Annotated in this window: 26 protein-coding genes and 4 tRNA genes; 20 read left to right on the forward strand and 10 right to left on the reverse strand. The window is 33.4% G+C overall.

The features are described 5' to 3' along the window. Positions 1–31: 31 nt before the first annotated feature. Positions 32–550 carry a shikimate kinase gene (locus tag F0460_RS08980; protein WP_150012404.1) on the reverse strand — a complete coding sequence of 173 codons (519 nt, stop codon included), beginning with the start codon at positions 548–550 and terminating at the stop codon, positions 32–34. 127 nt (positions 551–677) lie between these two features. Between F0460_RS08980 and F0460_RS08985 the strand changes: the two genes are divergently transcribed. From F0460_RS08985 to F0460_RS09005, 5 genes are all read left to right on the forward strand, one after another. Beyond that, positions 678–750 (forward strand) — tRNA-Lys (locus tag F0460_RS08985). 8 nt (positions 751–758) lie between these two features. Beyond that, positions 759–841, forward strand: a tRNA-Leu gene (locus tag F0460_RS08990). Between the two features lie 22 nt (positions 842–863). Beyond that, a tRNA-Lys gene (locus F0460_RS08995) sits at positions 864–936 on the forward strand. A 33-nt stretch (positions 937–969) separates the two neighbouring features. After that, positions 970–1,042: transfer RNA gene (locus F0460_RS09000), tRNA-Lys, on the forward strand. A 103-nt stretch (positions 1,043–1,145) separates the two neighbouring features. Further along, positions 1,146–1,784 carry a peptidylprolyl isomerase gene (locus F0460_RS09005; RefSeq protein ID WP_150012406.1) on the forward strand — a complete coding sequence of 213 codons (639 nt, stop codon included), beginning with the start codon at positions 1,146–1,148 and terminating at the stop codon, positions 1,782–1,784. A gap of 25 nt (positions 1,785–1,809) precedes the next feature. Here the strand turns inward: F0460_RS09005 and F0460_RS09010 are convergent, their stop codons facing one another. Together F0460_RS09010 and F0460_RS09015 are read right to left on the reverse strand one after the other, a co-directional pair. Continuing rightward, on the reverse strand, positions 1,810–2,793 hold the full coding sequence (locus tag F0460_RS09010) for a DNA topoisomerase IB (RefSeq protein WP_150012408.1): 984 nt from the start codon (positions 2,791–2,793) through the stop codon (positions 1,810–1,812). A gap of 86 nt (positions 2,794–2,879) precedes the next feature. After that, on the reverse strand, positions 2,880–3,488 hold the full coding sequence (locus F0460_RS09015) for an NAD(P)H-dependent oxidoreductase (RefSeq protein WP_150012410.1): 609 nt from the start codon (positions 3,486–3,488) through the stop codon (positions 2,880–2,882). Between the two features lie 92 nt (positions 3,489–3,580). On the opposite strand from F0460_RS09015, the gene F0460_RS09020 reads away from it, so the two are divergent. Next, a complete protein-coding gene (locus F0460_RS09020; RefSeq protein ID WP_150012412.1) occupies positions 3,581–4,480 on the forward strand; it encodes a LysR family transcriptional regulator in 900 nt (299 codons plus the stop codon). A 289-nt stretch (positions 4,481–4,769) separates the two neighbouring features. Here F0460_RS09020 and F0460_RS09025 read toward each other — a convergent pair whose 3' ends face one another. Continuing rightward, a complete protein-coding gene (locus F0460_RS09025; protein ID WP_150012414.1) occupies positions 4,770–5,276 on the reverse strand; it encodes a pyridoxamine 5'-phosphate oxidase family protein in 507 nt (168 codons plus the stop codon). A 212-nt stretch (positions 5,277–5,488) separates the two neighbouring features. Here F0460_RS09025 and F0460_RS09030 point away from each other — a divergent pair, with 212 nt between their 5' ends. From F0460_RS09030 to F0460_RS09045, 4 genes are all read left to right on the forward strand, one after another. Then, positions 5,489–6,571, forward strand: coding sequence for an EamA family transporter (locus F0460_RS09030; protein WP_150012416.1), 1,083 nt, complete (start codon positions 5,489–5,491; stop codon positions 6,569–6,571). A gap of 244 nt (positions 6,572–6,815) precedes the next feature. Beyond that, on the forward strand, positions 6,816–7,019 hold the full coding sequence (locus F0460_RS16390) for a VOC family protein (RefSeq protein WP_317132144.1): 204 nt from the start codon (positions 6,816–6,818) through the stop codon (positions 7,017–7,019). Positions 7,020–7,032: 13 nt separating this feature from the next. Beyond that, a complete protein-coding gene (locus tag F0460_RS09040) occupies positions 7,033–7,551 on the forward strand; it encodes a hypothetical protein (protein ID WP_150012418.1) in 519 nt (172 codons plus the stop codon). Positions 7,552–7,572: 21 nt separating this feature from the next. After that, a complete protein-coding gene (locus tag F0460_RS09045; RefSeq protein ID WP_150012420.1) occupies positions 7,573–8,025 on the forward strand; it encodes a DUF1801 domain-containing protein in 453 nt (150 codons plus the stop codon). On the opposite strand, the gene F0460_RS09050 is transcribed toward F0460_RS09045, so the two are convergent. Then, positions 8,020–9,309 (reverse strand): UDP-N-acetylmuramoyl-tripeptide--D-alanyl-D-alanine ligase, encoded by a 1,290-nt coding sequence (locus F0460_RS09050; protein WP_150012422.1) that lies wholly within the window; start codon positions 9,307–9,309, stop codon positions 8,020–8,022. The two genes, F0460_RS09045 and F0460_RS09050, sit on opposite strands and share 6 nt — an antisense overlap. Before the next feature lie 162 nt (positions 9,310–9,471). Then, entirely contained in the window at positions 9,472–10,869 is a 1,398-nt protein-coding gene (gene fumC / locus F0460_RS09055) for a class II fumarate hydratase (RefSeq protein ID WP_150012424.1), read from the reverse strand. A 154-nt stretch (positions 10,870–11,023) separates the two neighbouring features. On the opposite strand from fumC, the gene F0460_RS16180 reads away from it, so the two are divergent. Further along, positions 11,024–11,182, forward strand: a complete 159-nt coding sequence (locus tag F0460_RS16180; protein ID WP_190304128.1) for a hypothetical protein — start codon at positions 11,024–11,026, stop codon at positions 11,180–11,182. A 166-nt stretch (positions 11,183–11,348) separates the two neighbouring features. Here the strand turns inward: F0460_RS16180 and F0460_RS09060 are convergent, their stop codons facing one another. Both F0460_RS09060 and F0460_RS09065 read right to left on the reverse strand, forming a co-directional pair. Then, on the reverse strand, positions 11,349–12,854 hold the full coding sequence (locus F0460_RS09060) for a PspC domain-containing protein (RefSeq protein ID WP_150012426.1): 1,506 nt from the start codon (positions 12,852–12,854) through the stop codon (positions 11,349–11,351). Continuing rightward, positions 12,847–13,185 carry a PadR family transcriptional regulator gene (locus F0460_RS09065; protein WP_124899776.1) on the reverse strand — a complete coding sequence of 113 codons (339 nt, stop codon included), beginning with the start codon at positions 13,183–13,185 and terminating at the stop codon, positions 12,847–12,849. The genes F0460_RS09060 and F0460_RS09065 overlap by 8 nt, the downstream gene beginning before the upstream one ends. A gap of 287 nt (positions 13,186–13,472) precedes the next feature. Here F0460_RS09065 and F0460_RS09070 point away from each other — a divergent pair, with 287 nt between their 5' ends. From F0460_RS09070 to F0460_RS09080, 3 genes are read left to right on the forward strand one after another with little or no spacing between them, the layout of a single operon-like run. Beyond that, a complete protein-coding gene (locus tag F0460_RS09070) occupies positions 13,473–13,925 on the forward strand; it encodes a DUF4442 domain-containing protein (RefSeq protein WP_150012428.1) in 453 nt (150 codons plus the stop codon). A gap of 1 nt (position 13,926) precedes the next feature. Then, a complete protein-coding gene (locus tag F0460_RS09075; RefSeq protein WP_150012430.1) occupies positions 13,927–14,832 on the forward strand; it encodes a TIGR01777 family oxidoreductase in 906 nt (301 codons plus the stop codon). Between the two features lie 9 nt (positions 14,833–14,841). Further along, positions 14,842–15,186 carry a DUF4180 domain-containing protein gene (locus F0460_RS09080; protein ID WP_150012432.1) on the forward strand — a complete coding sequence of 115 codons (345 nt, stop codon included), beginning with the start codon at positions 14,842–14,844 and terminating at the stop codon, positions 15,184–15,186. A gap of 2 nt (positions 15,187–15,188) precedes the next feature. Here the strand turns inward: F0460_RS09080 and rsmG are convergent, their stop codons facing one another. Further along, positions 15,189–15,821, reverse strand: coding sequence for a 16S rRNA (guanine(527)-N(7))-methyltransferase RsmG (rsmG, locus tag F0460_RS09085; protein WP_150012434.1), 633 nt, complete (start codon positions 15,819–15,821; stop codon positions 15,189–15,191). Between the two features lie 129 nt (positions 15,822–15,950). Here rsmG and F0460_RS09090 point away from each other — a divergent pair, with 129 nt between their 5' ends. Next, positions 15,951–17,204 carry a T9SS type A sorting domain-containing protein gene (locus tag F0460_RS09090; protein ID WP_150012436.1) on the forward strand — a complete coding sequence of 418 codons (1,254 nt, stop codon included), beginning with the start codon at positions 15,951–15,953 and terminating at the stop codon, positions 17,202–17,204. Between the two features lie 108 nt (positions 17,205–17,312). Beyond that, on the forward strand, positions 17,313–18,509 hold the full coding sequence (locus F0460_RS09095; protein WP_150012438.1) for a pyridoxal phosphate-dependent aminotransferase: 1,197 nt from the start codon (positions 17,313–17,315) through the stop codon (positions 18,507–18,509). A 72-nt stretch (positions 18,510–18,581) separates the two neighbouring features. On the opposite strand, the gene F0460_RS09100 is transcribed toward F0460_RS09095, so the two are convergent. After that, positions 18,582–19,247, reverse strand: a complete 666-nt coding sequence (locus F0460_RS09100) for a YceI family protein (RefSeq protein ID WP_150012440.1) — start codon at positions 19,245–19,247, stop codon at positions 18,582–18,584. 175 nt (positions 19,248–19,422) lie between these two features. Here F0460_RS09100 and F0460_RS09105 point away from each other — a divergent pair, with 175 nt between their 5' ends. The 4 genes from F0460_RS09105 (at position 19,423) to F0460_RS09120 (ending at position 23,462) form a co-directional block, all read left to right on the forward strand. Beyond that, positions 19,423–19,959 (forward strand): nucleotide exchange factor GrpE, encoded by a 537-nt coding sequence (locus F0460_RS09105; RefSeq protein ID WP_150012442.1) that lies wholly within the window; start codon positions 19,423–19,425, stop codon positions 19,957–19,959. A gap of 9 nt (positions 19,960–19,968) precedes the next feature. After that, a complete protein-coding gene (dnaJ, locus tag F0460_RS09110; RefSeq protein WP_150012444.1) occupies positions 19,969–21,087 on the forward strand; it encodes a molecular chaperone DnaJ in 1,119 nt (372 codons plus the stop codon). 150 nt (positions 21,088–21,237) lie between these two features. Further along, a complete protein-coding gene (locus F0460_RS09115; protein ID WP_150012446.1) occupies positions 21,238–22,161 on the forward strand; it encodes an ABC transporter ATP-binding protein in 924 nt (307 codons plus the stop codon). Next, positions 22,161–23,462, forward strand: coding sequence for an ABC transporter permease (locus F0460_RS09120; protein WP_150012448.1), 1,302 nt, complete (start codon positions 22,161–22,163; stop codon positions 23,460–23,462). Before F0460_RS09115 ends, F0460_RS09120 begins: the two co-directional genes overlap by 1 nt. The last annotated feature ends 1 nt before the right edge of the window (position 23,463 follow it).

Below are 23,463 nucleotides of genomic sequence, written 5' to 3' on the forward strand. Positions count from 1 at the left end.
AACTATAAATATAAACTAAAATAACAATAAATTAATTGTTATTTTGAATTATTGATGAAATTTCTAAGCATATATCATCAACTTCTTTATTGTTTACGTCTATTTTATATTTTGAAAAATTATAAAAATAACTGCGTTCAAGCACATGTTGACCAACAAAAGAATTTAAATCATCAATATTTTCTAGTAAAGGTCTATCAGAATTTTGCTTTAAACGACTGACTAATGTTTCAATACTTGCTTTTAAATAGAACGATATCACATTTTCATCTTGCAAACGCAAATGATTATTAGCATAACATGGCGTACCTCCGCCTAGACTAATTATTAAAGATTTGTTTTCTTTTAATAACTGATTTAACCAAATGTTTTCCTGCTTTCTAAAATAGATTTCTCCCTTTCGCTTAAAAATTTTCGCCATTTTTAAGCCTTCTTTCTGTTCTATAAATTCGTCTAAATCTATAAAATCTATATTTAAATTTTGGTTAAGTTTCTTACCAACGGTTGTTTTGCCGCTTCCCATATATCCAACCAAAATAATTTTTTTCATAGGTAAATTAGTGTTTGTTAGTTGATTAAGCTATTGCTTGTAAAAAACATTAAAATTATATAAAATATATCATTAAAAAATTAAAAAAGTGTGTTATATTTGCACCCGCAATTACGTTAGTAATTAAGACTCGATAGCTCAGTTGGTAGAGCACAACACTTTTAATGTTGGGGTCCTGGGTTCGAGCCCCAGTCGGGTCACATAGTAAGGCTGTGTGGAGGAACTGGTAGACTCGCCATCTTGAGGGGGTGGTGTCATCAAGACGTGTCAGTTCGAATCTGATCACAGTCACTTTTAAAATATTGATATTATTGACTCGATAGCTCAGTTGGTAGAGCACAACACTTTTAATGTTGGGGTCCTGGGTTCGAGCCCCAGTCGGGTCACATTTATATCAATTAAAATTAAATAAGTCATTTGACTCGATAGCTCAGTTGGTAGAGCACAACACTTTTAATGTTGGGGTCCTGGGTTCGAGCCCCAGTCGGGTCACTTTTTTAGGATAAATCTAATTTTAGGTTTATCCTTTTTTATTATATAATTTGTATTTCAGAAACTTCCTGAAAAATTTAAGAAAATATTTTATCTTTAAAATATGAAATCATATTTATATCTTCTTGTTTTGATCTTTGTGTCGATGCAATTTTGTGCACAGTCGAATAAATTACAGTTTAAAACGACACATGGAAGTTTTAAAGTGATACTTTATGATTTTACGCCGAAACACAAAAAGTTGATTTTGGATGCCATTAAAGATGATGTTTATAAAGATGCCTTATTCAATCGAATTATTGAAAATTTTGTAGTTCAAGGCGGTGAGCACGATTATGATATTGCGCAAAGAGAAAAAGATTTACCTACAAATGAACATCACCGATTGGCTGCCGAATTTGATTCAAGAGCTTTTCATAAAATAGGTGCTTTAGGTGCTGGAAGAGATGACAATCCGCAGAAAGCATCTTTTTTAAATCAGATTTATTTTGTGGTAGGTAAAGCTGTTTCTGTAACCGATTTAGATAATATCGAACAGAAAAAAAGCATTAAATTTACCAAAGAACAGCGTGAAACATATTTTTCCAAAGGCGGACTTCCGCGTTTAGATGGAGATTATACTGTTTTTGGTGAGGTTTACGAAGGATTAGATGTTTTACTGAAAATAAGCAAATTAAAAACCAACGAAAAAGATGCGCCTTTACAGCCTGTATTTTTTGAAATTATAGAGATTAAAGAATAAAAAGCAGCTATATAATATCTGATTTTTATTTTAATCGTTCTTTTAAAAGGCACAAAACACCAATTTCACTTTCAGATAAATTTTCATTCTTTTTTAGTAGTTTGTTAACTTCTTTCCGAAAATATTTCAATGTTTTTCCATTAATGTATTTGTCAATTACGCGGGGATCAATATATGAACTTCGGGCTACAGCAGGCGTATTTCCTAATTTTTCGCTTACTTGTATAACTGCATTTCGAATGTTTTTGTCCATTGTTTTCTGATCTTTTTCCTCTTCAACATCTAATTCATCTAAAGCAATGGCAGCAATCATGGTTCCCGACCAGGTTCTAAAATCTTTTGCAGAAAATTCTTCGCCCATAACTTCCCGAATGTATTGATTCAAATGTTCGCTTTTCACGTCTTGAATAATACCGTTTTCATCAATGAATTTAAAAATTTCGTAACCCGGCATTTCATCGATTTCTTTTACAATTTTTGCCAGCTTTGCATCGGTAATATGTTTTTCCTGATCTTTCCCAGACTTTCCTCTGTACGTAAAAATAAGTTCGTCGCCGTTTATTTCTAAATGTTTGCTGCGCATGGTTGTTAAACCGTAACTCTTGTTTTGCTTGGTGTAGAAGTCGCTTCCCGGACGAAAAAAAGCAGATTCCAATAGACGAACCATTGTAGCCAAAACCTTTTCGCGTGTTGGTTTGCGTTTTCGCATGTGCTGACCTGTAACGCGACGCATACGTTCTAATTGTTCGGCAAATTCAATAATTCTATCAAACTTTTTTTGCTCTTGTTTTTGTCTGAATTTTGGATTGTAGATGTATTGTTTTCTACTTTGTTCATCTCTGCCGGTTACCAAAATTTTACTGTTCTTCTTTTCAGAAATTTCCACCTCTTTCCATGCAGGCGGAATTACTAACGATTTTAAATAGGTCTTTACAGCTGTATCTGTAACGGTTTTTCCGTTTTCATCTGTATAACTAAATCCTTTTCCCTTTTTCTTTCGGTAATACATAGCTGTAGAATTTTAATAACAAAATCAGTTCAAATGCTATTAAAGATAATGTTATTTCAAAAACCTTGCAATTAAAATAATTCCAATTAAACCAATTCTTTTGTGAAAACCGATGTTAAATGATTCATATAATCTGTGTAATAATTAGCGATGCGTTCTGGAGTAGCATTTTTTTCCAGATCATGAAAATGAAATCCTTGAATTTTGCTCATACCCGTAAAAGCATTCATTTTGTGAAAGCCAAATAAAACGCCGTCATCAACCGAAGTTTCGTTAAAAAATTCACCAGGCAACGTAAATGCTGTATCTGGCGCATTCCACGTTGTGTTAACCATATAATTTTTTCCGTTCATTAATCCGCCGGTTCCGTAGTTTATCGCCGGATTTTTACTAGAACGACCATCGCTGCTGTAAATTCCGTTTTGATGCCCAGCTGTAAAAACCTCATCAATATATTTCTTCAGTCTGTTTGGAACTTGAAACCACCAAATAGGCGTGTTGTAAATAATCAAATCTGCCCATTTAAAATTTTTAACCTCATCTTCTGCTATAAATTCGTCGTTAATATCGGTAACTCTAACTTCAAAATCGTTCTTACTTAAAAAATCAACTGTCCAATTGGTCAATGTTTTATTGAAAGCCCCGCCAGAATGCGCAAAATGTTGTCCGCCGTTTATTATAAATATATTTTTCATTGTATATCGTTTAATTACAAAGCAAAATTATAACGCTATTTCGTATTATTAAAATAATATAAATTATACATTTGTATCATAATTATAATGATATGATTAATTTAGAATGGTACAGAACGTTTAAGGCGATTTACAAAATGGGTACGCTAACCGGAGCTGCCGAAGCTTTGTATATCTCGCAACCCGGAGTTAGCCTGCATTTAAGTTCGTTGGAAGCTTACGTTGGATATAAATTATTTGATAGAACCAGCAGAAAAATGATTCCTACCGAACGAGCGAAAGTTTTGTTTAATGCGATTAATGAGCCTTTGACAAAGTTGGAAATTGTGGAGAAAACATTTCAGAAATCGACCGAAAAACATGCGCCGACAATTAGCATTGGTATGTGTTTTGAAACTTTTCAGACCACTTTAGAGCCTTTTGTTTCAAGTCTTGATTTTAATTTGATCATCAGTTTTGGAGATTATCCTGAAATGTTAGATCAATTGGAAAAAGGAATTTTAGATTTGATCATTACACCGAAAAAAGGAACTTCGTTATTAATTGATCATGAACCTTTTTCGAGCGAAAAAATCATTTTGGTTGGAGGGAAGGATGTGGAGGTTTCTGAATTTAAAAAGCATCTGAAAGCAAATGATAAAATGGTTTTAGAAACTTGGCTGAAAGATCAAAAATGGTATGGAACAACCGGCGATATGGAACATCTGTTTCAGTTTTGGAGTTTGAATTTTGATAAAAAGCCCGATTTTCGTCCGAATTATATCGTGCCGAACCTGAATTCTATTGTTCGATGTTTGTTTGGAGGTAGCGGATTGGCGGTTATTCCTGATTTGCTTTGCCAGAAAGAAATTGATGAGGGAAAAATTCAGCTGATTTGGGAAGGAGAAAAAGAATTGATCAATACGCTGTATTTCGGAACTCGTAAAAAATCGATCCATCAACAGGAAATTAATCAGATAAAGGAATTATTCAAACAAGTAATGCCTAAATAAAATTGATTCTCAAAATATAAAACAAATACAAAAAAATAAATCAGGTACTTTTTACGGTACCTGAATTTATTTTATTACCTAATAAACGGTAATTCTGTTTTCATAGCGTAAAGGATAAAACAATTTACGTACCAAAATTTAAGATAACTATAACAAACCTTAATAATCGCGCAAAAATTGATTTTAAAATCAAGTTCGATTATAAAATGATGTTTTTTTAAGTGAAAATTATCTCCTAATAGTGGTAAAATTCCACAAAATAATTGTTGAAAATTTTATGATAGAATAGTTAGATATTCAAATCGCCTTCTCTACCAATATCCATTTTACTTCCGGTTACTGCGCTTGCTGCAACTTTAAAGAAAGTAATTAGCTTGTTGGTTTTGTTGTCCCAATAATGTGCTTCGGCTGGAGTAATTTTCAAGATACGAATATTCGGATCTTCCTTACCTTTTTCAAACCAGGCCGCAATCATGTCGTTCCAATATTTATCAATACGAGCAGCATTTTGCGATACTTCGCCTGTTCCGTTTATGCTTAAAAATTCGTACGATTTTACATCGGCAAATGTTAGCGAAACTTCTTTGTTTTGCTGTAAATGTTGGTGCGTATCGCTTTCGGCAGAAAACAAGAACCAAATATTTCCTTGATCGTCTACTTCTTGTCGGCTCATTGGTATGCTGTGCGGATAATTCGTTCCTTTGGTAAATGTTGATAGCATTCCGATATCAATCGAATCTACCATTTTCTTCAATTTTTCAATTGCTTCGGTGTTGTTTAAATTTTCTGTACTCATAGCTTTTAATTTTAATTGTTAAAACGTTAGTAATTAATGTTGTTGTAGCTTAATAAGCAATAATTGTACAAGTTTTTTGTCAGTGTAAACTGCATTCCTGATAAAAAGTGGTTTATAACTGCATTTAATTTTACCATGTGTTATTTATATCCGAAATTTGCAAAAAATTTCTGCTATGGAAATTTTAATGTTATTCGTTTTATTCTGTTAATATGTCGTTAGATAAAGTTTCTAAATTCAGTATTGTTTCTGCATACGCCGTTGTTTATTTTGTATGGGGATCTACCTATTTTTTTATAGAAAAGGCTCTGCATTGGTTTCCGCCGTTTGTATTGGGATCGATCCGTTTTATAATTGCCGGAAGTGTTTTAATGACTTATTGCTATTTAAAAGGATACAAACTTTTTAACAAACGCGATGTTGAAAGAGCCGTGCTTATTGGTTTTCTTTTGCTTTTTGTTGATATGGCTGCCGTAATTTGGGCAGAACAATATATATCGAGTGCCATTGTATCGATACTTGGGGCAGCAGCAGCAATTTGGTTTGTACTTTTGGATAAACCCAAATGGAAAGCAAATTTTGGAAGCATTCCTATTGTTTTAGGTTTGATATTGGGCTTTGCCGGAGTTGTGATGCTTTTTGGAGAACAACTAGTTAATTCAGAAAGTGGATCAGACAGTAATAATGTTATTGCCATGCTTGTAATGATTTTTGGAACAATTGCCTGGACAGTAGGATCACTCTATACAAAATACACACAAGACAAGAAACCATCTACAGAAGATCGAAAAATAAAGCCGTTAAACGTAATGGTTAAAACGGCATGGCAAATGGTAACAGCAGGTGTCGCTTTTACGGTTTCGGCATTAATCACTGGTGAATATTCCACATTTAGTTTTGCCAATGTACCTTTAGAAGGTTGGGGATCTATTACCTATTTAATCACAATGGGATCTATATTGGCATTCAGCTGTTATATTTGGTTGTTACAGGTACGTCCGGCAACCGAAGTAAGTACGTATGCTTATGTAAATCCGGTAGTTGCCTTATTCTTAGCTCACTTTTTTACACAGCATAAAGTTACTGCGTTGCAAATTCTTGGTTTAACGGTTATATTGGTTTCGGTATTGTTAATGAACTGGAATCTTTACAAAGACAACAGAACCTTCCGTGTTATTCGTGCACGCAAAAAACTGAAACGCTTTAAATACATGGCACCAAAAAGTAGTATTCCGCGTATTGTTGAGGTGGCTGATTTTAACGAACGTGAAAAACAAAAGCAAAATAAAAGCTGATATCTATAATTTCATATTCTGATTTCTTACCGTAGACCATTGTTTGAACTTGTTTATATTTGTATAGAAGATTAAATAATATAAATATGAAATTAGGAGCATTTTCAATAAGTCTTGCAGTAAAAGACATTCATAAATCAAAAGATTTTTACGAAAGTTAGGATTTGTTTATAAAGGTGGTAACATAGAGCAGAATTGGATTGTACTTAAAAACGAAAACGCAGTAATTGGACTTTTTCAAGGAATGTTTGAAGGAAATATAATTACTTTTAACCCGGGTTGGGATGGAAATGCTCAGAACGTGGAAGATTTTGATGATGTAAGACACATCCAAAATCATTTGCAAAGTTTAGGAATTCAACTCACAAGAACAGCTGATGAAACTACTTCCGGACCAGAGTATATCACATTAACAGATCCCGATGGAAATAATATTTTAATCGATTAACACAGATAGATTTATGAATATTGAGCAGATTTTTCAAGACAAAAGCATAAAAGCGAAAGAAAAAGTGACAACTATCGGAGATTGGTTATTAAAAAACGAATTACCGTTAGAAGAACTTTTGGTGTTTGCAGATAATCAAAAAGCTTCTGATAAAGCCACTTGTATAGAAGCAGTTGAATACGCGACTAAAAAACAGCCTGCCCTTGCCGATGAAAGTTTACTTGCGTATGTTACAGATTCACTTAAACATGATGAACCAAGAATAAAATGGGAAAGTGCTAAAGTAATTGGTAACATTGCTAAATTATTTCCAGATCAGGTTCAAAAATCTATATTAAATCTTTTGCTGAATGCAGAAAATCAGGGAACTGTAGTTCGTTGGGCAACTGCTTATGCATTGGCAGAAATACTTAAATTAAAAACAACTGCTAACAAAAATTTAATACCAAAAATAGAGATGCTTAGCGAACAGGAAGAAAATAATGGTGTGAAGAAAAAGTATCTGGATGCTTTGAAAAAAGTAAAGAAATAAAAAGATATTTTTTGATGATTTATGAGTATTGAAAAACAGATAAAGACATATATTGATTCTCAGTCAGGATCTAAACGTGCCGATTTACAGTCATTACACATTATGATTTTAGATCTAATGCCGAAAACCCAACTGTGGTTTTTAGATGGAAAAGATGCTACAGGCAAAACCATCGCTAATCCAAACATTGGTTATGGATTGCAAATGATAAATTATGCCGATGGATCTTTCAAAGAATTTTATCAGATTGGAATAAGTGCTAATACAAAAGGAATATCGGTCTATATTATTGGTATTAAGGATAAAGAATATTTAGCAAAGACTTTTTTAGCAATAATTGGCAAGGCAACTATAACGGGCTATTGTATCAAATTCAAAACAATAAAAGATATAAATATCAGTTTGCTAAAATCTGCAATCCAATATGGAATTAATCAAACATCGGTCGATTTAGTATTAAAATGTTTATTATAATTTATCCAAAATTCTTTCTAGTGCCATTCCTCTTGATCCTTTTATTAAAAGTAATTCTTCATTTATTGGAGTTTCTTTCAACTGATTGAAGAAATCTTGAATGTTTTTGGAGTATTGCACCACATTATTTTTTACTTGAACTTTAAAGAAGTGTTCACCAATAAATATTGTTGGAATTTTAGTTTCTATCACCTGATTTATTGTTTGTAAATGTTCTTTATCTGACTCATTTCCTAATTCGAACATATCTCCTAAAATCATTAATTTAGAAGGGTTTGCTAACTGATTGAAATTTTCGATAGCAACCTGCATACTACTTGGGTTAGCATTGTAGGCATCTAATAAAATATTTTTATCATTTATTTTTGTCCATTGCGAACGGTTGTTTTGCGGAGTATAATTTTCTATAGCTTCTTTTATATTTTCCAAAGAGATATTAAAATATTGACCGATTATGACTGCAAATGCGATATTTGGAATGTTGTACAATCCGGTAAGGTTCGATTTTATCTCAATACCATTTAATTCAACCGTTGCCATTGGTTGTGCATTCGCATTTGTAATTTGGATGTTTGCCAACGAATTATTTTCTATTGAAAATCCAAAACGAGTACTTTTTGCAGTTTTATCTGTTTGAATAGCATCATCGAAATTTACAAATATGGTTTTGTTGTTACTTTGCAGGTAATCATACATTTCGCTTTTACCTTTTATAACGCCTTCAATTCCTCCAAAACCTTCTAAATGTGCACGACCAAAATTTGTGATAAAACCAAAATCTGGTTGAGCAATTGAACATAAAAGTTCGATTTCTTTTTGATGATTTGCTCCCATTTCAATAATCGCCAAATCGGTATCTTCTGTCATACGCAACAACGTCAACGGAACACCAATATGATTATTCAAATTTCCGATTGTTGCAATAGTATTGTATTTTGTGTTTAAAACCGCATGCAATAATTCTTTGCTGGTTGTTTTTCCGTTGCTTCCTGTTAAGGCAATAATCGGTAAACCGATATGAAACCTATGAAAAGCAGCTAAATCTTGTAGCGTTTTAAGAACATCATCTACAACAATTAGTTTGTTGTTTTCTAATTTCTTTAAATTTTTATCATCAACCACAGCAAATGCAGCTCCATTTTCTAACGCTTGTAATGCAAAATTGTTTGCATTAAAATTTTCTCCTTTTAATGCGAAGAATAGGCTGTTTTCTGTGATGTTTCGTGTATCGGTACTTACGCCGTTACATTGATTGTATATAGAATAAAGTTCGAATATTTCCATAAAAAATAAAGTCGTTTGTTGACTTTTTACTGATGCTGCAAATTTAAAACTATTTTTTGATACAATTTAAACTATCTTATATGATCCTTTGATCTTAAAAAGAAAACAGTCCTTAAATTGATAATTAAGGACTGTTATTTAATATGTTATGCTAAATTTGAATTACTTCAAACTACCTACCATTTCTTCGGGCTTTACCCATTCGTCAAATTCTTCGGCAGTTACATAGCCCAAAGCAATTGCGGTTTCTTTTAAAGTAGAATTATTTTTATGTGCTGTTTGTGCAATTTCGGCTGCTTTGTAATATCCTATTTTGGTGTTTAAAGCAGTGACAAGCATTAACGAATTATCAACTAATTCTTTTATTCGATCATAATTAGGTTCGATTCCCTGTGCACAATGTTCGTCAAATGATACGCAGGCATCGCCTAATAAACGAGCCGATTGCAAGAAATTTGCCGCCATTAAAGGTTTAAAAACGTTTAATTCGTAATGACCTTGTGTTCCGCCAATTGTAATAGCAACGTCGTTACCCATAACTTGAGCGGCAACCATTGTAAGTGCTTCGCACTGTGTAGGATTTACTTTTCCAGGCATAATTGATGATCCCGGTTCGTTTTCAGGAATTAATATTTCCCCAATTCCTGAACGCGGACCTGATGCCAACATACGGATATCGTTCGAAATCTTATTAAGAGAAACTGCCAACTGTTTTAAAGCACCGTGTGTTTCTACAATGGCATCGTGTGCAGCCAAAGCTTCGAATTTATTTTCGGCAGTTATGAATGGATGCCCTGTAAATTCTGCAATATATTTTGCTACCAAAACATCGTAACCAGCCGGCGTGTTTAAACCTGTTCCAACTGCGGTTCCGCCTAAAGCGATTTCCGATAAATGGCTTAACGTGTTTTTTACCGCTTTTATACCGTAATTCAATTGTGCAACATAGCCTGATAATTCCTGACCCAAAGTTAACGGAGTAGCATCCATTAAGTGCGTTCGACCTATTTTAACGACATTCATAAACTCGGCTGACTTTTTTGCCAATGTATCACGTAATTTTTCAACGCCCGGAATTGTTACTTCAACCACAGCTTTGTAAGCTGCAATGTGCATTCCGGTAGGGTAGGTGTCGTTAGACGATTGCGATTTATTTACATCATCGTTTGCTTTTAAAACTGGTTCACCTTCGCCAATTTTAAATCCTGCTAAAACTTGAGCGCGATTGGCAATTACTTCGTTCAAATTCATGTTAGATTGTGTACCAGAACCTGTTTGCCAGATTACTAAAGGAAACTGATCATTTAATTGGTCGGCTAAAATCTCATCGCAAACGACGGCAATTGCATCTCTTTTTTCAATTGGTAAAACTCCTAAATCATGATTTGCATAAGCTGCAGCCTTTTTTAAATAAGCAAAACCTTTAATAATTTCTAAAGGCATTGAAGCCGCATTACCAATTTTAAAGTTATTACGCGAACGTTCTGTTTGTGCACCCCAATATTTATCGGCAGGTACTTTTACCTCGCCCATAGTATCGGTTTCAATTCTATATTCCATAAATTGTTATTTATAATAAATATAAATAAAGGTAATGAAATTTGTCGGTAAATTGAGTTAAGGTCAGAATTTTTAGAAGAAATTATGATTTTTGTTTGGGTAGTTAAAGTTTCGTTATATCTTTGTAACTGTATACACACAAAATTCCGGAATCATGTTTGAATTTCAACAATTTATAGCTTTTATTATCGGTTTAACCATTATGACCATGGGTTTTTGGTTAATGATTTTCCTTATCAGTTTCGTAATGTACTGGGCAACCGGTGGAGCAATTGATTTAATGAAAGAGAAAAAAGCTAAAAAGAATGCATAATATTTATGTAAAGTAAAAAAAATCCTTTTCAATTGAAAAGGATTTTTTATGCAATAAAAAACGCTTTCGTTGTGAAAGCGTTTTTTGTTTTAGAATAAACTTGTAATAAGATCAATCAAAGTTTGTCCGATTAATAATAATAAGTAAAACATAAGCCTTAAGAATTTTAGTTTATAGTATTGTTTGTGTTCTGTAATGTTCCAGTATTATTGAATTTGTAATAATGTTTACCTTCATCAATCTGCTGATTCCAAAAATAACGATTATCATTTCCATTTATTTTAACAGACTGATTTTCTGTGATATAAACTTTGATTCGTACTTTAGAATCTTCTGTAAAATCGTTCAATGTTGTTAAAACTGAATTTGAAAGCACTAATGTATCACTTTTAATTGAATAATCATAATTTAATGTGTTACTAAATTGCGTTGCTTCGATTTGAATGTTGTATTTGCTTAAAGATTTAAGATTCAGATCTTTATTGTTGAAAACTTTTTCTTCAATTTCCATATATGCTTTGCCTGTGTTCGATTCAAAAACTTCCACATAAATATCGTCAATTTCACTGTATTTATATTTTCCTGAAATAGTATCATTTATCGTAAAAATTCGTTGATCTTTCTGAAAAATAATGTTTAAGGTATCTTTATCGTTCAAATTTAAATCGGTTTTCGACATTTTTGTATCGAAATTTCCTTCGAACAATGACTCTATTTTATCTTTTTGAATATCTAAATTGATCATTACATAACTGAAAATGAAGATAGAAAGCAACCAGAAGAATCCTAAAATACCTGAAACCCAGCCTATATGTTTAACTTTCGAGCTTAAAATTCTAATTCCCAATAAAAGTAAAAGGATAAACGGAATAACGCTCATTACAAACAAACTTAAACTTAAACCCCAAAACGGTATGCCTGTTTGTGCTTCATCGTAATTTACAAATTCGTTAAAAATATGACCTTTATCGGTGTTCATAATTATTGGCGCAAAGAAACTACCAAAAATTCCCATTACACCAAAAACAATTAGTATGATACCAATAATTCTGCGTAAAACTGTGGCCACCGAACTTCCTGCTGTACGAATTTGCTGATACGAATTTGCTGCACCCTCGCGAAACTGTCTTTCTATGTTTGAAATATTAACAGGTTCTCCTTTCATTTCTAAAACATCGGCAACTGTAACCGCTTTTGGGATAATAACCCAAAGGATTAAGTAAATTACAAAGCTTAAACCGTAAGCGAAGAACAGTAAGATAAAAAGTATGCGTACCCAAACCGGATCTATATTAAAATAATGACCTAAACCAGAACATACACCTCCTAGAATTCTTTTTTCGCCATCGCGGTAAATTTTCTTATACGCTTTGTTTGTTGTTGTGAAATGGTTTGGACGTACAGGTTCGTCTTCAATAATATAATCTTCTGGTTTACCCATAATATTTATTATTTCGTCTACATTATTCATACGAATAACACCAGTCTGCGGATCAATTCTTTCGGCAAAAAGCTCTGCAATACGTGATTCAATATCAGCAATAATTTCATCTTCGCTTTCTTGCTGAATAGAATTTCTAACTGCCTGTATGTATGAATCTAACTTGTTGTATGCATCTTCATCGATGTGAAAAACAAGTCCTGCTATATTTATGGTTACGGTTTTATTCATGACTATTCTTATTAGTTATAATGTTAACGGCTTCACTTAATTCTTTCCAGGTTACGGTTAGTTCTTTTAAAAAATCGTTGCCCAGTTCGGTTAATCGGTAGTACTTTCGCGGTGGTCCCGATGTTGATTCTTCCCAACGATAGCTTAACAATTCGTCGTTTTTTAGGCGGGTAAGCAGCGGATAAACGGTGCCTTCTACCACAAGTAACTTTGCTTCCTTCAAGGTGTCTAAAATTTCAGATGTGTAACAGTCTTTATCTTTTAGAACCGATAGAATACAAAATTCCAGAATCCCTTTGCGCATTTGCGCTTTTGTGTTTTCAATATTCATAGAACTTAATATTTTAGGTTAAAAGTAAAGGCAGGTAACGTAAACCTTTTTTTTGTGATTGAGTAAACTATTCAAATTAATAACAGTATGAGAAATGTGTTGTTTTAATTTATCGGCTTACAATCACCTGCATATTTACCTTATTGTTTCATTTTGATATAGCAAAGATATATACAAAAGCATGTACTTTGTATTGCATAGTACTGATAATTAACTTTTTTTTAACAATTGGATTAATTTCAATTGTCATAAAAAAAATCGTAAATTAGCTGTAAACCTTGAATATTATGGATTTTAACGTAAAAAACCTGAATCTTTATCTTCTTAAAAATTTACCATCGGCATACTTGTGTGGTGTTCGCGTTTATTCTATTAGCGATGTTCATTGCATAGTTCGTGCAAAACACAGATGGTTTAATCAAAATCCTTTTAAATCGATGTATTTCGCAGTTCAGAACATGGGAGCCGAGCTTACTACAGGCGTTTTGGTTATGAAAGCTATAAAAGAATCGAACAAAAAAGTATCAATGTTGGTGTTGAATCAAAAATCGCAATTCACCAAAAAAGCAACCGGAGTTATTACGTTTAAATGCGAAGATGGATTGATGATTCGTGAAAAAGTGAACGAAGCATTACTTACAAAGCAAGGAATTTCGTTTTGGGTTCGATCTGAAGGATACGACGAACAAGGAGATAAAGTGGGAACTTATGATTTTGAATGGACATTAAAAGCAAAATAATATGAAAGTTTTAATTACAGGTGCCACGGGATTTATCGGAACTGCGTTGTGTTCGCATCTTTTAAAGAACAATCATTCGGTACATTATTTAGTTACCGATACCACAGATATAAAAGACAAAGATAATTACAAAGGTTTTTTGTGGAATCCCGAAAAAAATGAAATCGATTTAAATTCATTGACTGATGTTGATGCAATTGTAAATTTGGCTGGGCACACGATAAATTGCAACTGGACAGATGAAAATAAAAAGCAGATTCACGACAGCCGAATAAATTGTTCAAACACGCTTTTTAATGCTTTGCAGAATAATGTTCATCAGGTTAAATCTATTGTAAACGCATCGGCAATTGGTATTTATCAATCAAGCGAAACAGCAGTTTATACTGAAAATTCTACGGATTTTGGAAACGATTTTTTAGCAGAAGTTTGTAAAGATTGGGAAGCTGCCAATTTACGTTTTGAAGGTTTAAGAATTAAAACTGCTATTACGCGTTTTGGTTTGATTTTATCTAAAGACAACGGCGTTTTGCATGAATTGGCTAAAGTAGTTTCAAAAGGATTGGGAGCAAATTTAGGCAACGGTAAACAATGGATGAGTTGGATACATTTTAACGATGTTATTGAAATTATTTATCAGTTATTAAAAGATCAACACAGCGGTATTTTTAATGTAGTTGCACCAAATGCGGTAAAACAGAATGAGTTTTTAAAGTTATTAGCAACGCAATTAAACAAGCCTTTGTGGTTGCCAAACATTCCGTCGGTTTTTATAAAAGTTGGATTGGGCGAGCGTTCAGCATTAGTGCTTTCAAGCCAGCATGTACAATCAATTCAATTACCAAAAATAGATTATAAATTTAGGTTTACAGATTTAGCAAGCGCATTTAAAGATCTGTATAAGTAATATCAAAATATGATTATTCAATCTCATAAAATAAACAACATAGAAATTGCCGAAGTAATTTCAGACAAAATTCTTATTCAAAACCCCGATGATGCTTTAGATTTAATAGGAAATCTATATTATCAGGGATTTGATAGAATCATTATTTATGAGAAAAATCTTACTCCAAATTTTTTCGACCTGAAAAATAAACTGGCAGGAGAAATACTACAAAAAGTCTCTAATTACCGAATGAAACTTACCATTATCGGTGATTTTTCAAACCTAAAAAGTAAAAGTTTAAACGATTTTATTTACGAAAGCAACAAAGGTAAACAGGTGAATTTTAAAGAATCGTTGTTAGAGGCATTATAGGTTTAGCTATTTTTAAACTTCAACGGTAAATACACTACTTTTTTAGTTTCGAAAAACTCATCGGCAAAAAAGTCGATTAAATTATATAAGGTTGCTTTTGGGAAATCTTTTAATTCTTCAGATAAATCGCCACCTTTTAAATACAGAATTCCGTTTTCTAAATCGTGAACCGATTGTTTCTTTGTTTTTCCTTTTACCCAAGTAACAAAATCGGGCATATTGGTTACGGCGCGACTTACAATAAAATCGAATTTATTGCTAACTAGTTCGGCTCTTTTTTGTTCGGCTTTTATATTTTTCAATTGTAAGGCAGTTGCAACTTCGTTTACCACTTTTATTTTTTTAGCAATCACATCAATCGCATAAAAATTAGTTTCGGGAAACAAAATAGCCAACGGAATAGCTGGAAAACCACCACCTGTGCCAACATCCATCACATCGGCATTCGGTTTAAATTCCATAATTTTTGCAATTCCCAACGAATGTAAAATGTGTTTGGTGTATAATTCGTCGATGTCTTTTCGCGAAATCACGTTAATTTTAGCATTCCAATCCTGATATAAATCATACAACTGCGTAAACTGATTGATCTGTAACTCGGTTAAATTCGGGAACTGTACTAAAATTTCTTCCATGACTTAATTTTTGCCAAAAATACATCTTTATCAGCATAAAAAGAAGTATATTTAGTTTTAAAGAACTTATTTTCGAAATAACATTTAGGTTACATTAAATTTATTTCTTTGTTTCAAAAATATGTCGATATGAAAAAAATAATTACTGGGCTCTTTTTATGGCTTTCGGTTTGTGCGTATTCGCAAGAAACTTTGAATGCCATGTTTTACAACGTGTTTAAATTTCCTAATTCGCTTCCACAGAATCGACAGTTGATTCTAGGCGATATTTTAGACGATTACAAACCCGATTTGTTTATGATTTGCGAGTTGGCAACAGAAAATGGAGCCAATTTAATTCTAAATACATCGTTGCAAAATCAGGTTGATCCGTACGCGCGTGCTGTTTTCGTAGCCGATCTTACAGACACGGCAGATCCTTTGCAAACAATGGTTTTTTACAACCAACGCAAACTTACTTTAGTCGGTCAGCAGACTTTACCAACGGTTTATCGCGACATCAACCAATATTCTTTTCAGTTGAATGTAAATGCGAACGATCCTATTAATCTGGAAGTTTTTGTGGCGCATTTAAAATCCAGCACCGGACCAGCAAACAGACAGATGCGTTTTGATATGGTTGAAGCAGTTACACAGCAATTACAAAATTTAACGCAACCTAATACCTATGTGCTTTTTGCGGGTGATTTTAATTTTTATAATTCCAATGAAGATGGTTATCAGAAAATATTAGATCCTACAAATGCCATTAAATTGATTGATCCTATAAATGCGCCGGGAAGCTGGCAAGACAATGCATCGTTCAGTTATTTGCATACGCAAAGTACACGTTTGTCAAGCACCGGTTTTGGTGGTGGTGCAAACGCGGGAGCTTCGGGTGGTTTAGATGATCGTTTTGATTTTATTATGATGAGCGAAAATTTCAATACAAGTTCTCGTTTTTCGTATGTGAACGGAAGTTACAGTGCTTATGGAAACAATGCAAACTGCTTGAATAAAAGTGTGAACGATGCAACTTGTACAGGAACTTACTCTTTAACGTTGCGCAATAATCTGTATAATATGAGCGATCATTTGCCGGTTGTGATGCAGTTTCAGATAAATGAACCTTTAGCGACAACATCGTTTACAAAAGAAAAAGCTTTAATGTGGTTTCAATCATCGAATGTAACTGATACCGAAGTTGTTATAGGTATTGATACATCGCGATTTGATGCCCAGAACAACAAGCTTTATATTTACAATACGTTGGGGCAGTTGGTAAAAACGGTTGCTGTAAATAATCAGTCAAGCATTACTGTTTCAATCGAAAATCTATCAGGAGGAATGTATTTTATAAAATCAAACGGAAGTTCTACGGTGTTGAAATTCATCAAAAAATAAAATTTCGCTACAAATAAAAATTATACATTTTCTATGTTAAAAAAGCCCAAAGGTTGTTTTATTTTACGTTGCAATATCGTTACCTTTGGTTGCATAAATTACAAATAAATGAGCGCACAACATTTGTCAGATAGAATTAATAGTTTATCTGTTTCGCAAACCTTGGCAATGGCTGCAAAAGCACGCGAATTAACTGCTTTAGGTAAAGATATTATTAGTTTAAGTTTAGGTGAACCCGATTTTAACACGCCCGATTTTATTAAAGAGGCTGCTAAAACGGCAATCGATGAAAACTGGAGCAATTATCCGCCAGTCGATGGTTATTTGGAACTGAAACAGGCAATTGTAACAAAATTTCAACGCGATAACGGTTTAAATTATCAGCCTGCAAATATTGTGGTTTCTACCGGTGCAAAGCAATCTTTATACAATATTGCACAAGCAATGATTAACGAGGGAGACGAGGTTATTCTTCCGGCGCCTTACTGGGTTAGTTATTACGAAATTATAAAAATGGCTGGCGGAATTCCAGTTGTTGTGCCAACATCAGTAGCGTCTGATTTTAAAATTACACCATACCAACTTCAGCAGGCAATCACACCAAAAACAAAAATGATGTGGTTTAGTTCGCCTTGTAATCCTTCGGGATCGGTTTATAACAGAGAAGAACTAACAGCTTTGGCAGATGTTTTAAAGAATCGTGAAGATATTTATGTGGTTTCTGATGAAATTTATGAACACATTAATTTTTCGGGAAGTTTTTGCAGCATAGGATCAATTCCGGGAATGTTTGAAAGAACAATTACAGTAAACGGCGTTGCGAAAGCTTTTGCTATGACAGGTTGGAGAATTGGATACATTGGTGCTCCCGAATTTATTGCAAAAGCATGTACTAAATTACAAGGTCAGGTTACAAGTGGTGCAAATTCTATCGCGCAACGTGCAACAATTGCAGCTTTAGAGGCAGCTCCTTCAGAAATTGGTTATATGGTTGAAGCATTCCACAAACGCAGAGATTTGGTTTTACATTTAGTGAATGATATTAAAGGTTTAGAAGTAAATGTACCAGAAGGTGCTTTTTATGTTTTTCCTGATGTTTCGTACTATTTTGGTAAAACGTTAAACGGAGTTTTAATCAATAATGCCGATGATTTAGCATTGTATTTGTTAGAATATGCTAACGTTGCAACTGTAACGGGCGATGCTTTTGGTAACCCAAACTGTATCCGTTTATCTTATGCTACCAGCGAAACTATTCTAATTGAAGCATTTAAACGAATTAAAGAAGTTTTAAAAGAACAATAATTCTTTTCGATAAATCATAAAAAAATCCCGAAAGTAACTTTCGGGATTTTATTTAAGCTATTTTGTAATTGATTATTTTGTTGCTTTAACAGAAATTTTCAATTTAATGTTATCGTTAATAACTTTATCACCAGCTAAATCTTTAACAACAGATCCAGAGTTGTAGTTAACAGCCCATTTAGTTCTGTCAATTTCAAATTCGTCAGAAGCTACAGTAACGTCAGCATCAGTAACAGTAACAGTCGCTGGGAATTTAATTCCGTGAGTTGCTTCTTTAATAGTTAAATTACCTTCAACCATTTGTTTCCCGTTTTCTTCAGTAACTTTAGTGATTTCAAAAGAAGCGGTTGGGAATTTAGATACATTAAAGAAATGGTCAGCATTTTCAGCAGTAGCACCTTTTAAATGTCCTTCTAAACCAGTTTTCATTTCAGCATCAGTAATATCGGTAACAACAATAGAATTCATATCAATTGTAAATTTACCACCAGTTACAGCCTTGTTTGTTACAAAAACCTGACCGTCTTTTAAAGCGATCGTTCCAGTATGTTGGTCACCAGAAACTTTACCACCAACCCAGTCAATTTTAGATTCAGCAACATTTGCGTTATATGTTACAGCATCAGCTGTTTGTGTAGTAGTTCCAACTGTATCGGTTTCAGCAGTTGTGTTTTCTTTTTTACATGCAGTTAATGATAAAGCTGCCAAAGCAACTAATGCAAATACATTTTTTTTCATAATTAAAAATAATTTATTTATGCAAATATATTTAAAATCTAATATCAAAAAACGAAAAATGCATAACAGCGAAATTTCTTAATATAGATTAATTCTATCTTATACTGCCAATTTGTCTAAAATATAAGAATGGCTTTACTTTTGTTTAATAGTGATTAGTTAAACATGGATAAAAATGGAAAACGAAGAATTAAAAGATAAAAACATACAGCAAAATGCTGAACACGAAATAGATAATCAAAGTATAGAAACAGCAGATCATTTAACGGAAAAAGAGCAGTTAGAAGAGCAATTGGCGAATGAAAAAGACAAGTTCTTAAGATTGTTTGCTGAGTTTGAAAACTTTAGAAAAAGAACTGCACGCGAGCGTATTGAATTATTTGCTACTGCAAATGAAGATGTTATGAAAAGCGTTTTGCCGGTTTTAGATGATTTTGACAGAGCAATTTCGCAAATGGAAACATTGGGAGAAAGCGAACATCTGACAGGTTTTAATTTAATATCAACTAAATTGCGTGACAATTTGTCGGCAAAAGGTTTAGCTTTGGTAGAAATTAAAAAAGGCGATGTATTTAATGCAGATATTGCCGAAGCTATAACGCAAATTCCAGCTGGCGACGAGTTTAAAGGAAAAGTTTTTGATGTTGTAGAAAATGGATATAAGCTAGGCGACAAAATTATTCGTTTCCCAAAAGTTGTTATCGGTCAATAAGAAACCAAAATGAAGAAAGATTATTACGAAATATTAGGTATAGATAAAAGTGCCGATGCCGGTGCAATTAAGAAAGCATACCGCAAGAAAGCTATTGAGTTTCACCCTGATAAAAATCCGGGGGATAAAGAAGCCGAAGAAAAATTTAAGTTGGCTGCAGAAGCTTACGAAGTTTTAAGCGATGCCGATAAAAAAGCACGTTACGATCAGTACGGTCACGCTGCATTTGAAAGTGGTGGCGGTTTTGGCGGCGGTGGCGGCTTTAACAACATGGAAGATATTTTCAGTCAGTTTGGCGATATCTTCGGTGGTGGTTTTGGTGGCTTCGGCGGTTTTGGTGGCAGTGGCGGTCCACGTCGTGTAAAAGGTTCTAGCCTGCGTATTAAAGTAAAACTTACTTTAGAAGACATTGCTAACGGCGTAGAAAAAAAGGTAAAAGTTAAGCGTAAAATGCAGGCGAGTGGGGTAACTTACAAAACCTGTAATACTTGTAACGGTTCGGGACAGGTAATGCGCGTGCAAAATACCATTTTAGGACGTATGCAAACTTCTTCACCTTGCCCTACCTGTCAGGGTTCAGGGCAAATTTTAGATCACAAACCACAAGGAGCAGATGCAGAAGGAATGATCACTTCAGAAGAAACCGTTTCAATCAAAATTCCGGCAGGAGTTTCAGACGGTATTCAGTTGAAAGTTTCTGGTAAAGGAAACGATGCACCTGGTGCAAACAGTATTCCTGGAGATTTAATTGTGGTGATCGAAGAAATAGAACACGAATTTTTAAAACGCGAAGGCGAAAATATTCATTATGATTTATATTTGAATATTGCCGATGCTGCTTTAGGCGGATCTAAAGAAGTTGATACCGTTAATGGTAAAGTTCGAATTAAAATTGAAGAAGGAATTCAATCCGGAAAAATTTTACGCTTAAAAGGTAAAGGTTTACCAAGTTTAAATGGTTACGGAAATGGCGATTTCCTAATCCATATCAACGTTTGGACGCCTAAAAAATTATCAAAAGAACAAAAAGATTTCTTCGAAAAAATGAAGGAAGACGAGAATTTTATACCACATCCTCAAAAAGGAGATAAAAGTTTTTTTGAAAAAGTAAAAGAAATGTTTTCGTAATACAAAAAAACTTTGTAAGTTTGTATTACACTTATAAAACGGTGGATTTTCTTTTTCATAGCAATTTTTCCCATCCTTGTTTGTAAAAACAAGGATGGGTTTTTTTTAACTACTTTGTATCTTTGTAACTATTTTATTTAGTTTAAAACTATGAAACCAATATTACAGGTAAATAATGTTGTAAAAAAGTATGGCGACAAAACCGCTTTAAACAACATATCTTTAGACATACCGCAGGGCAGTGTTTTTGGTCTTTTAGGACCAAACGGAGCCGGTAAAACTTCATTAATCCGTATTATCAACCAGATTACTTTTCCCGATAGTGGCGAAATTTTGCTCGATGGCGAAAAATTAAGTCCTCATCATGTAAAGCATATCGGCTACATGCCCGAAGAACGCGGTTTGTACAAAAGTATGAAAGTAGGCGAGCAGGCATTGTATCTTGCTCAACTGAAAGGGATTTCTAAAGACGAAGCCAAAAAACAATTGAAATATTGGTTTGATAAATTGGAAATCGGCGATTGGTGGAACAAAAAAATTCAGGAATTATCAAAAGGAATGGCGCAAAAAATTCAGTTTGTGGTAACCGTTCTGCATCAGCCTAAATTATTGATTTTCGATGAGCCTTTTTCAGGTTTCGATCCTGTTAATGCAAACATCATAAAAGACGAAATTTTAGAATTGAAGCAAAAAGGAAGCACCATTATTTTTTCAACACACCGTATGGAAAGCGTTGAAGAAATGTGCGATGAAATTGCTTTAATTCATAAATCTGATAAATTGTTAGACGGATCTTTGGTAGATATTAAAAAACAATTTCGTTCAAATACCTTCGATTTAGGAATAAATGCTTTAAATCCAAATCAATTGAAAGATTTCTTAAAGGCAAAATATCAAATCGAAGATACTTTTTTTAAATCGTTAGATAATGAACTAAAATTGTCTGTGAAATTAAACGACAGATCAGCCAACGAATTGTTGAATGATGTACTTCCGTTTGGGCAAGTAACGCACTTTTCTGAAAAAATCCCGAGCATCAACGACATTTTTATTCAAACTGTAACCAATAACTAATGGGCGTTTTATCTTTAATTATAAAAAGAGAATTTATTTCTAAAGTTCGAAATAAATCATTTATCGTGATGACCTTTGTTAGTCCGATTATTTTTGTGGCAGTTGCGGCGTTGATCGGCTATTTAAGTTCCATGAAAACGGAAGTAAAGCATATTGGTATTCACGACGAAAGCGGAATGTTTGTCAATGAATTTAAAAATTCCGAAAGCTACAAATACCACGATGTTTCTAAAATTGATCCAAAATTATTGAAGGATAGCGTTTCGCAGGCGAATTATGAAGGCGTTCTGTTTATTCCGAAAAAAGATAATTTAAAAGATTATGAAAAAGCGATAGAATATGTGTCAGAAGACAGTCCAAGTTTAGGATTTATTGCTGATACAGAATCAAAGCTTTCAGAAAAATTATTGCGTAAAAACTTAAATAATCAAGGTATTGATACTGTTTTGCTAGATAAATCTCAGATTGATGTTACCATGCATCTTACAAAAGCATCGGGCGAAGAAACAGTTAAAGGTGTTAATGAAATTAAAATAGGGGTGGGTGCTATTTTTGGATATTTAATAATGATGTTCATTATTATTTACGGAAACATGGTAATGCGCAGTGTAATCGAAGAAAAAACAAGTCGAATCATAGAAATTATCATTTCATCCATCAAACCAATCCAGCTGATGATGGGTAAAATCATCGGAACTACTTTAGCAGGTATTTTGCAGTTTGTAATATGGGCTATTGTTGGTGTAATTTTACTCGTTGTAGCAAATCTTCTTTTAGGTTTGAATACATCAAGTCCAACAACTGAAATGATTTCTAAAGCACCAGAATATAACCAACTGTTATCAAATGTAACTATCATATTTATGGAAATTAAAAAACTTCCGCTTTTAAGTATGGCAGTTTATTTTTTGATTTATTTCATTGGCGGATACTTTTTATACAGTTCATTGTACGCTGCAATTGGAGCAGCAGTAGATAATGAAACCGATACACAACAATTTATGTTTCCGGTAATTATGCCGTTAATGTTGGGCGTTTACATTGGTTTTTTCACAGTAATGAACGAACCGCATGGAACCGTAGCAACTATTTTTTCAATGATTCCGTTTACATCGCCAATTGTAATGTTAATGCGCATTCCGTTTGGCGTACCGTTTTACGAAATTGCACTTTCAATTGCACTTTTATTTGCTACCTTTATAGCTATTGTTTGGGTAGCAGCAAAAATTTACCGTGTAGGTATTTTAATGTACGGCAAAAAACCAACTTGGAAAGAACTTATAAAATGGCTTAAATATTAAG

This window comes from Paenimyroides baculatum, from assembly GCF_008629655.1.
GTDB lineage: Bacteria > Bacteroidota > Bacteroidia > Flavobacteriales > Flavobacteriaceae > Flavobacterium > Flavobacterium baculatum.

Coding starts and splice junctions, on each gene's coding strand:
- F0460_RS08980 (WP_150012404.1), bottom strand. CDS start 550: ATGAAAAAAATTATTTTGGTTGGATATATGGGAAGCGGCAAAACAACC.
- F0460_RS09005 (WP_150012406.1), top strand. CDS start 1,146: ATGAAATCATATTTATATCTTCTTGTTTTGATCTTTGTGTCGATGCAA.
- F0460_RS09010 (WP_150012408.1), bottom strand. CDS start 2,793: ATGTATTACCGAAAGAAAAAGGGAAAAGGATTTAGTTATACAGATGAA.
- F0460_RS09015 (WP_150012410.1), bottom strand. CDS start 3,488: ATGAAAAATATATTTATAATAAACGGCGGACAACATTTTGCGCATTCT.
- F0460_RS09020 (WP_150012412.1), top strand. CDS start 3,581: ATGATTAATTTAGAATGGTACAGAACGTTTAAGGCGATTTACAAAATG.
- F0460_RS09025 (WP_150012414.1), bottom strand. CDS start 5,276: ATGAGTACAGAAAATTTAAACAACACCGAAGCAATTGAAAAATTGAAG.
- F0460_RS09030 (WP_150012416.1), top strand. CDS start 5,489: ATGTCGTTAGATAAAGTTTCTAAATTCAGTATTGTTTCTGCATACGCC.
- F0460_RS16390 (WP_317132144.1), top strand. CDS start 6,816: ATGTTTGAAGGAAATATAATTACTTTTAACCCGGGTTGGGATGGAAAT.
- F0460_RS09040 (WP_150012418.1), top strand. CDS start 7,033: ATGAATATTGAGCAGATTTTTCAAGACAAAAGCATAAAAGCGAAAGAA.
- F0460_RS09045 (WP_150012420.1), top strand. CDS start 7,573: ATGAGTATTGAAAAACAGATAAAGACATATATTGATTCTCAGTCAGGA.
- F0460_RS09050 (WP_150012422.1), bottom strand. CDS start 9,309: ATGGAAATATTCGAACTTTATTCTATATACAATCAATGTAACGGCGTA.
- fumC (WP_150012424.1), bottom strand. CDS start 10,869: ATGGAATATAGAATTGAAACCGATACTATGGGCGAGGTAAAAGTACCT.
- F0460_RS16180 (WP_190304128.1), top strand. CDS start 11,024: ATGTTTGAATTTCAACAATTTATAGCTTTTATTATCGGTTTAACCATT.
- F0460_RS09060 (WP_150012426.1), bottom strand. CDS start 12,854: ATGAATAAAACCGTAACCATAAATATAGCAGGACTTGTTTTTCACATC.
- F0460_RS09065 (WP_124899776.1), bottom strand. CDS start 13,185: ATGAATATTGAAAACACAAAAGCGCAAATGCGCAAAGGGATTCTGGAA.
- F0460_RS09070 (WP_150012428.1), top strand. CDS start 13,473: ATGGATTTTAACGTAAAAAACCTGAATCTTTATCTTCTTAAAAATTTA.
- F0460_RS09075 (WP_150012430.1), top strand. CDS start 13,927: ATGAAAGTTTTAATTACAGGTGCCACGGGATTTATCGGAACTGCGTTG.
- F0460_RS09080 (WP_150012432.1), top strand. CDS start 14,842: ATGATTATTCAATCTCATAAAATAAACAACATAGAAATTGCCGAAGTA.
- rsmG (WP_150012434.1), bottom strand. CDS start 15,821: ATGGAAGAAATTTTAGTACAGTTCCCGAATTTAACCGAGTTACAGATC.
- F0460_RS09090 (WP_150012436.1), top strand. CDS start 15,951: ATGAAAAAAATAATTACTGGGCTCTTTTTATGGCTTTCGGTTTGTGCG.
- F0460_RS09095 (WP_150012438.1), top strand. CDS start 17,313: ATGAGCGCACAACATTTGTCAGATAGAATTAATAGTTTATCTGTTTCG.
- F0460_RS09100 (WP_150012440.1), bottom strand. CDS start 19,247: ATGAAAAAAAATGTATTTGCATTAGTTGCTTTGGCAGCTTTATCATTA.
- F0460_RS09105 (WP_150012442.1), top strand. CDS start 19,423: ATGGAAAACGAAGAATTAAAAGATAAAAACATACAGCAAAATGCTGAA.
- dnaJ (WP_150012444.1), top strand. CDS start 19,969: ATGAAGAAAGATTATTACGAAATATTAGGTATAGATAAAAGTGCCGAT.
- F0460_RS09115 (WP_150012446.1), top strand. CDS start 21,238: ATGAAACCAATATTACAGGTAAATAATGTTGTAAAAAAGTATGGCGAC.
- F0460_RS09120 (WP_150012448.1), top strand. CDS start 22,161: ATGGGCGTTTTATCTTTAATTATAAAAAGAGAATTTATTTCTAAAGTT.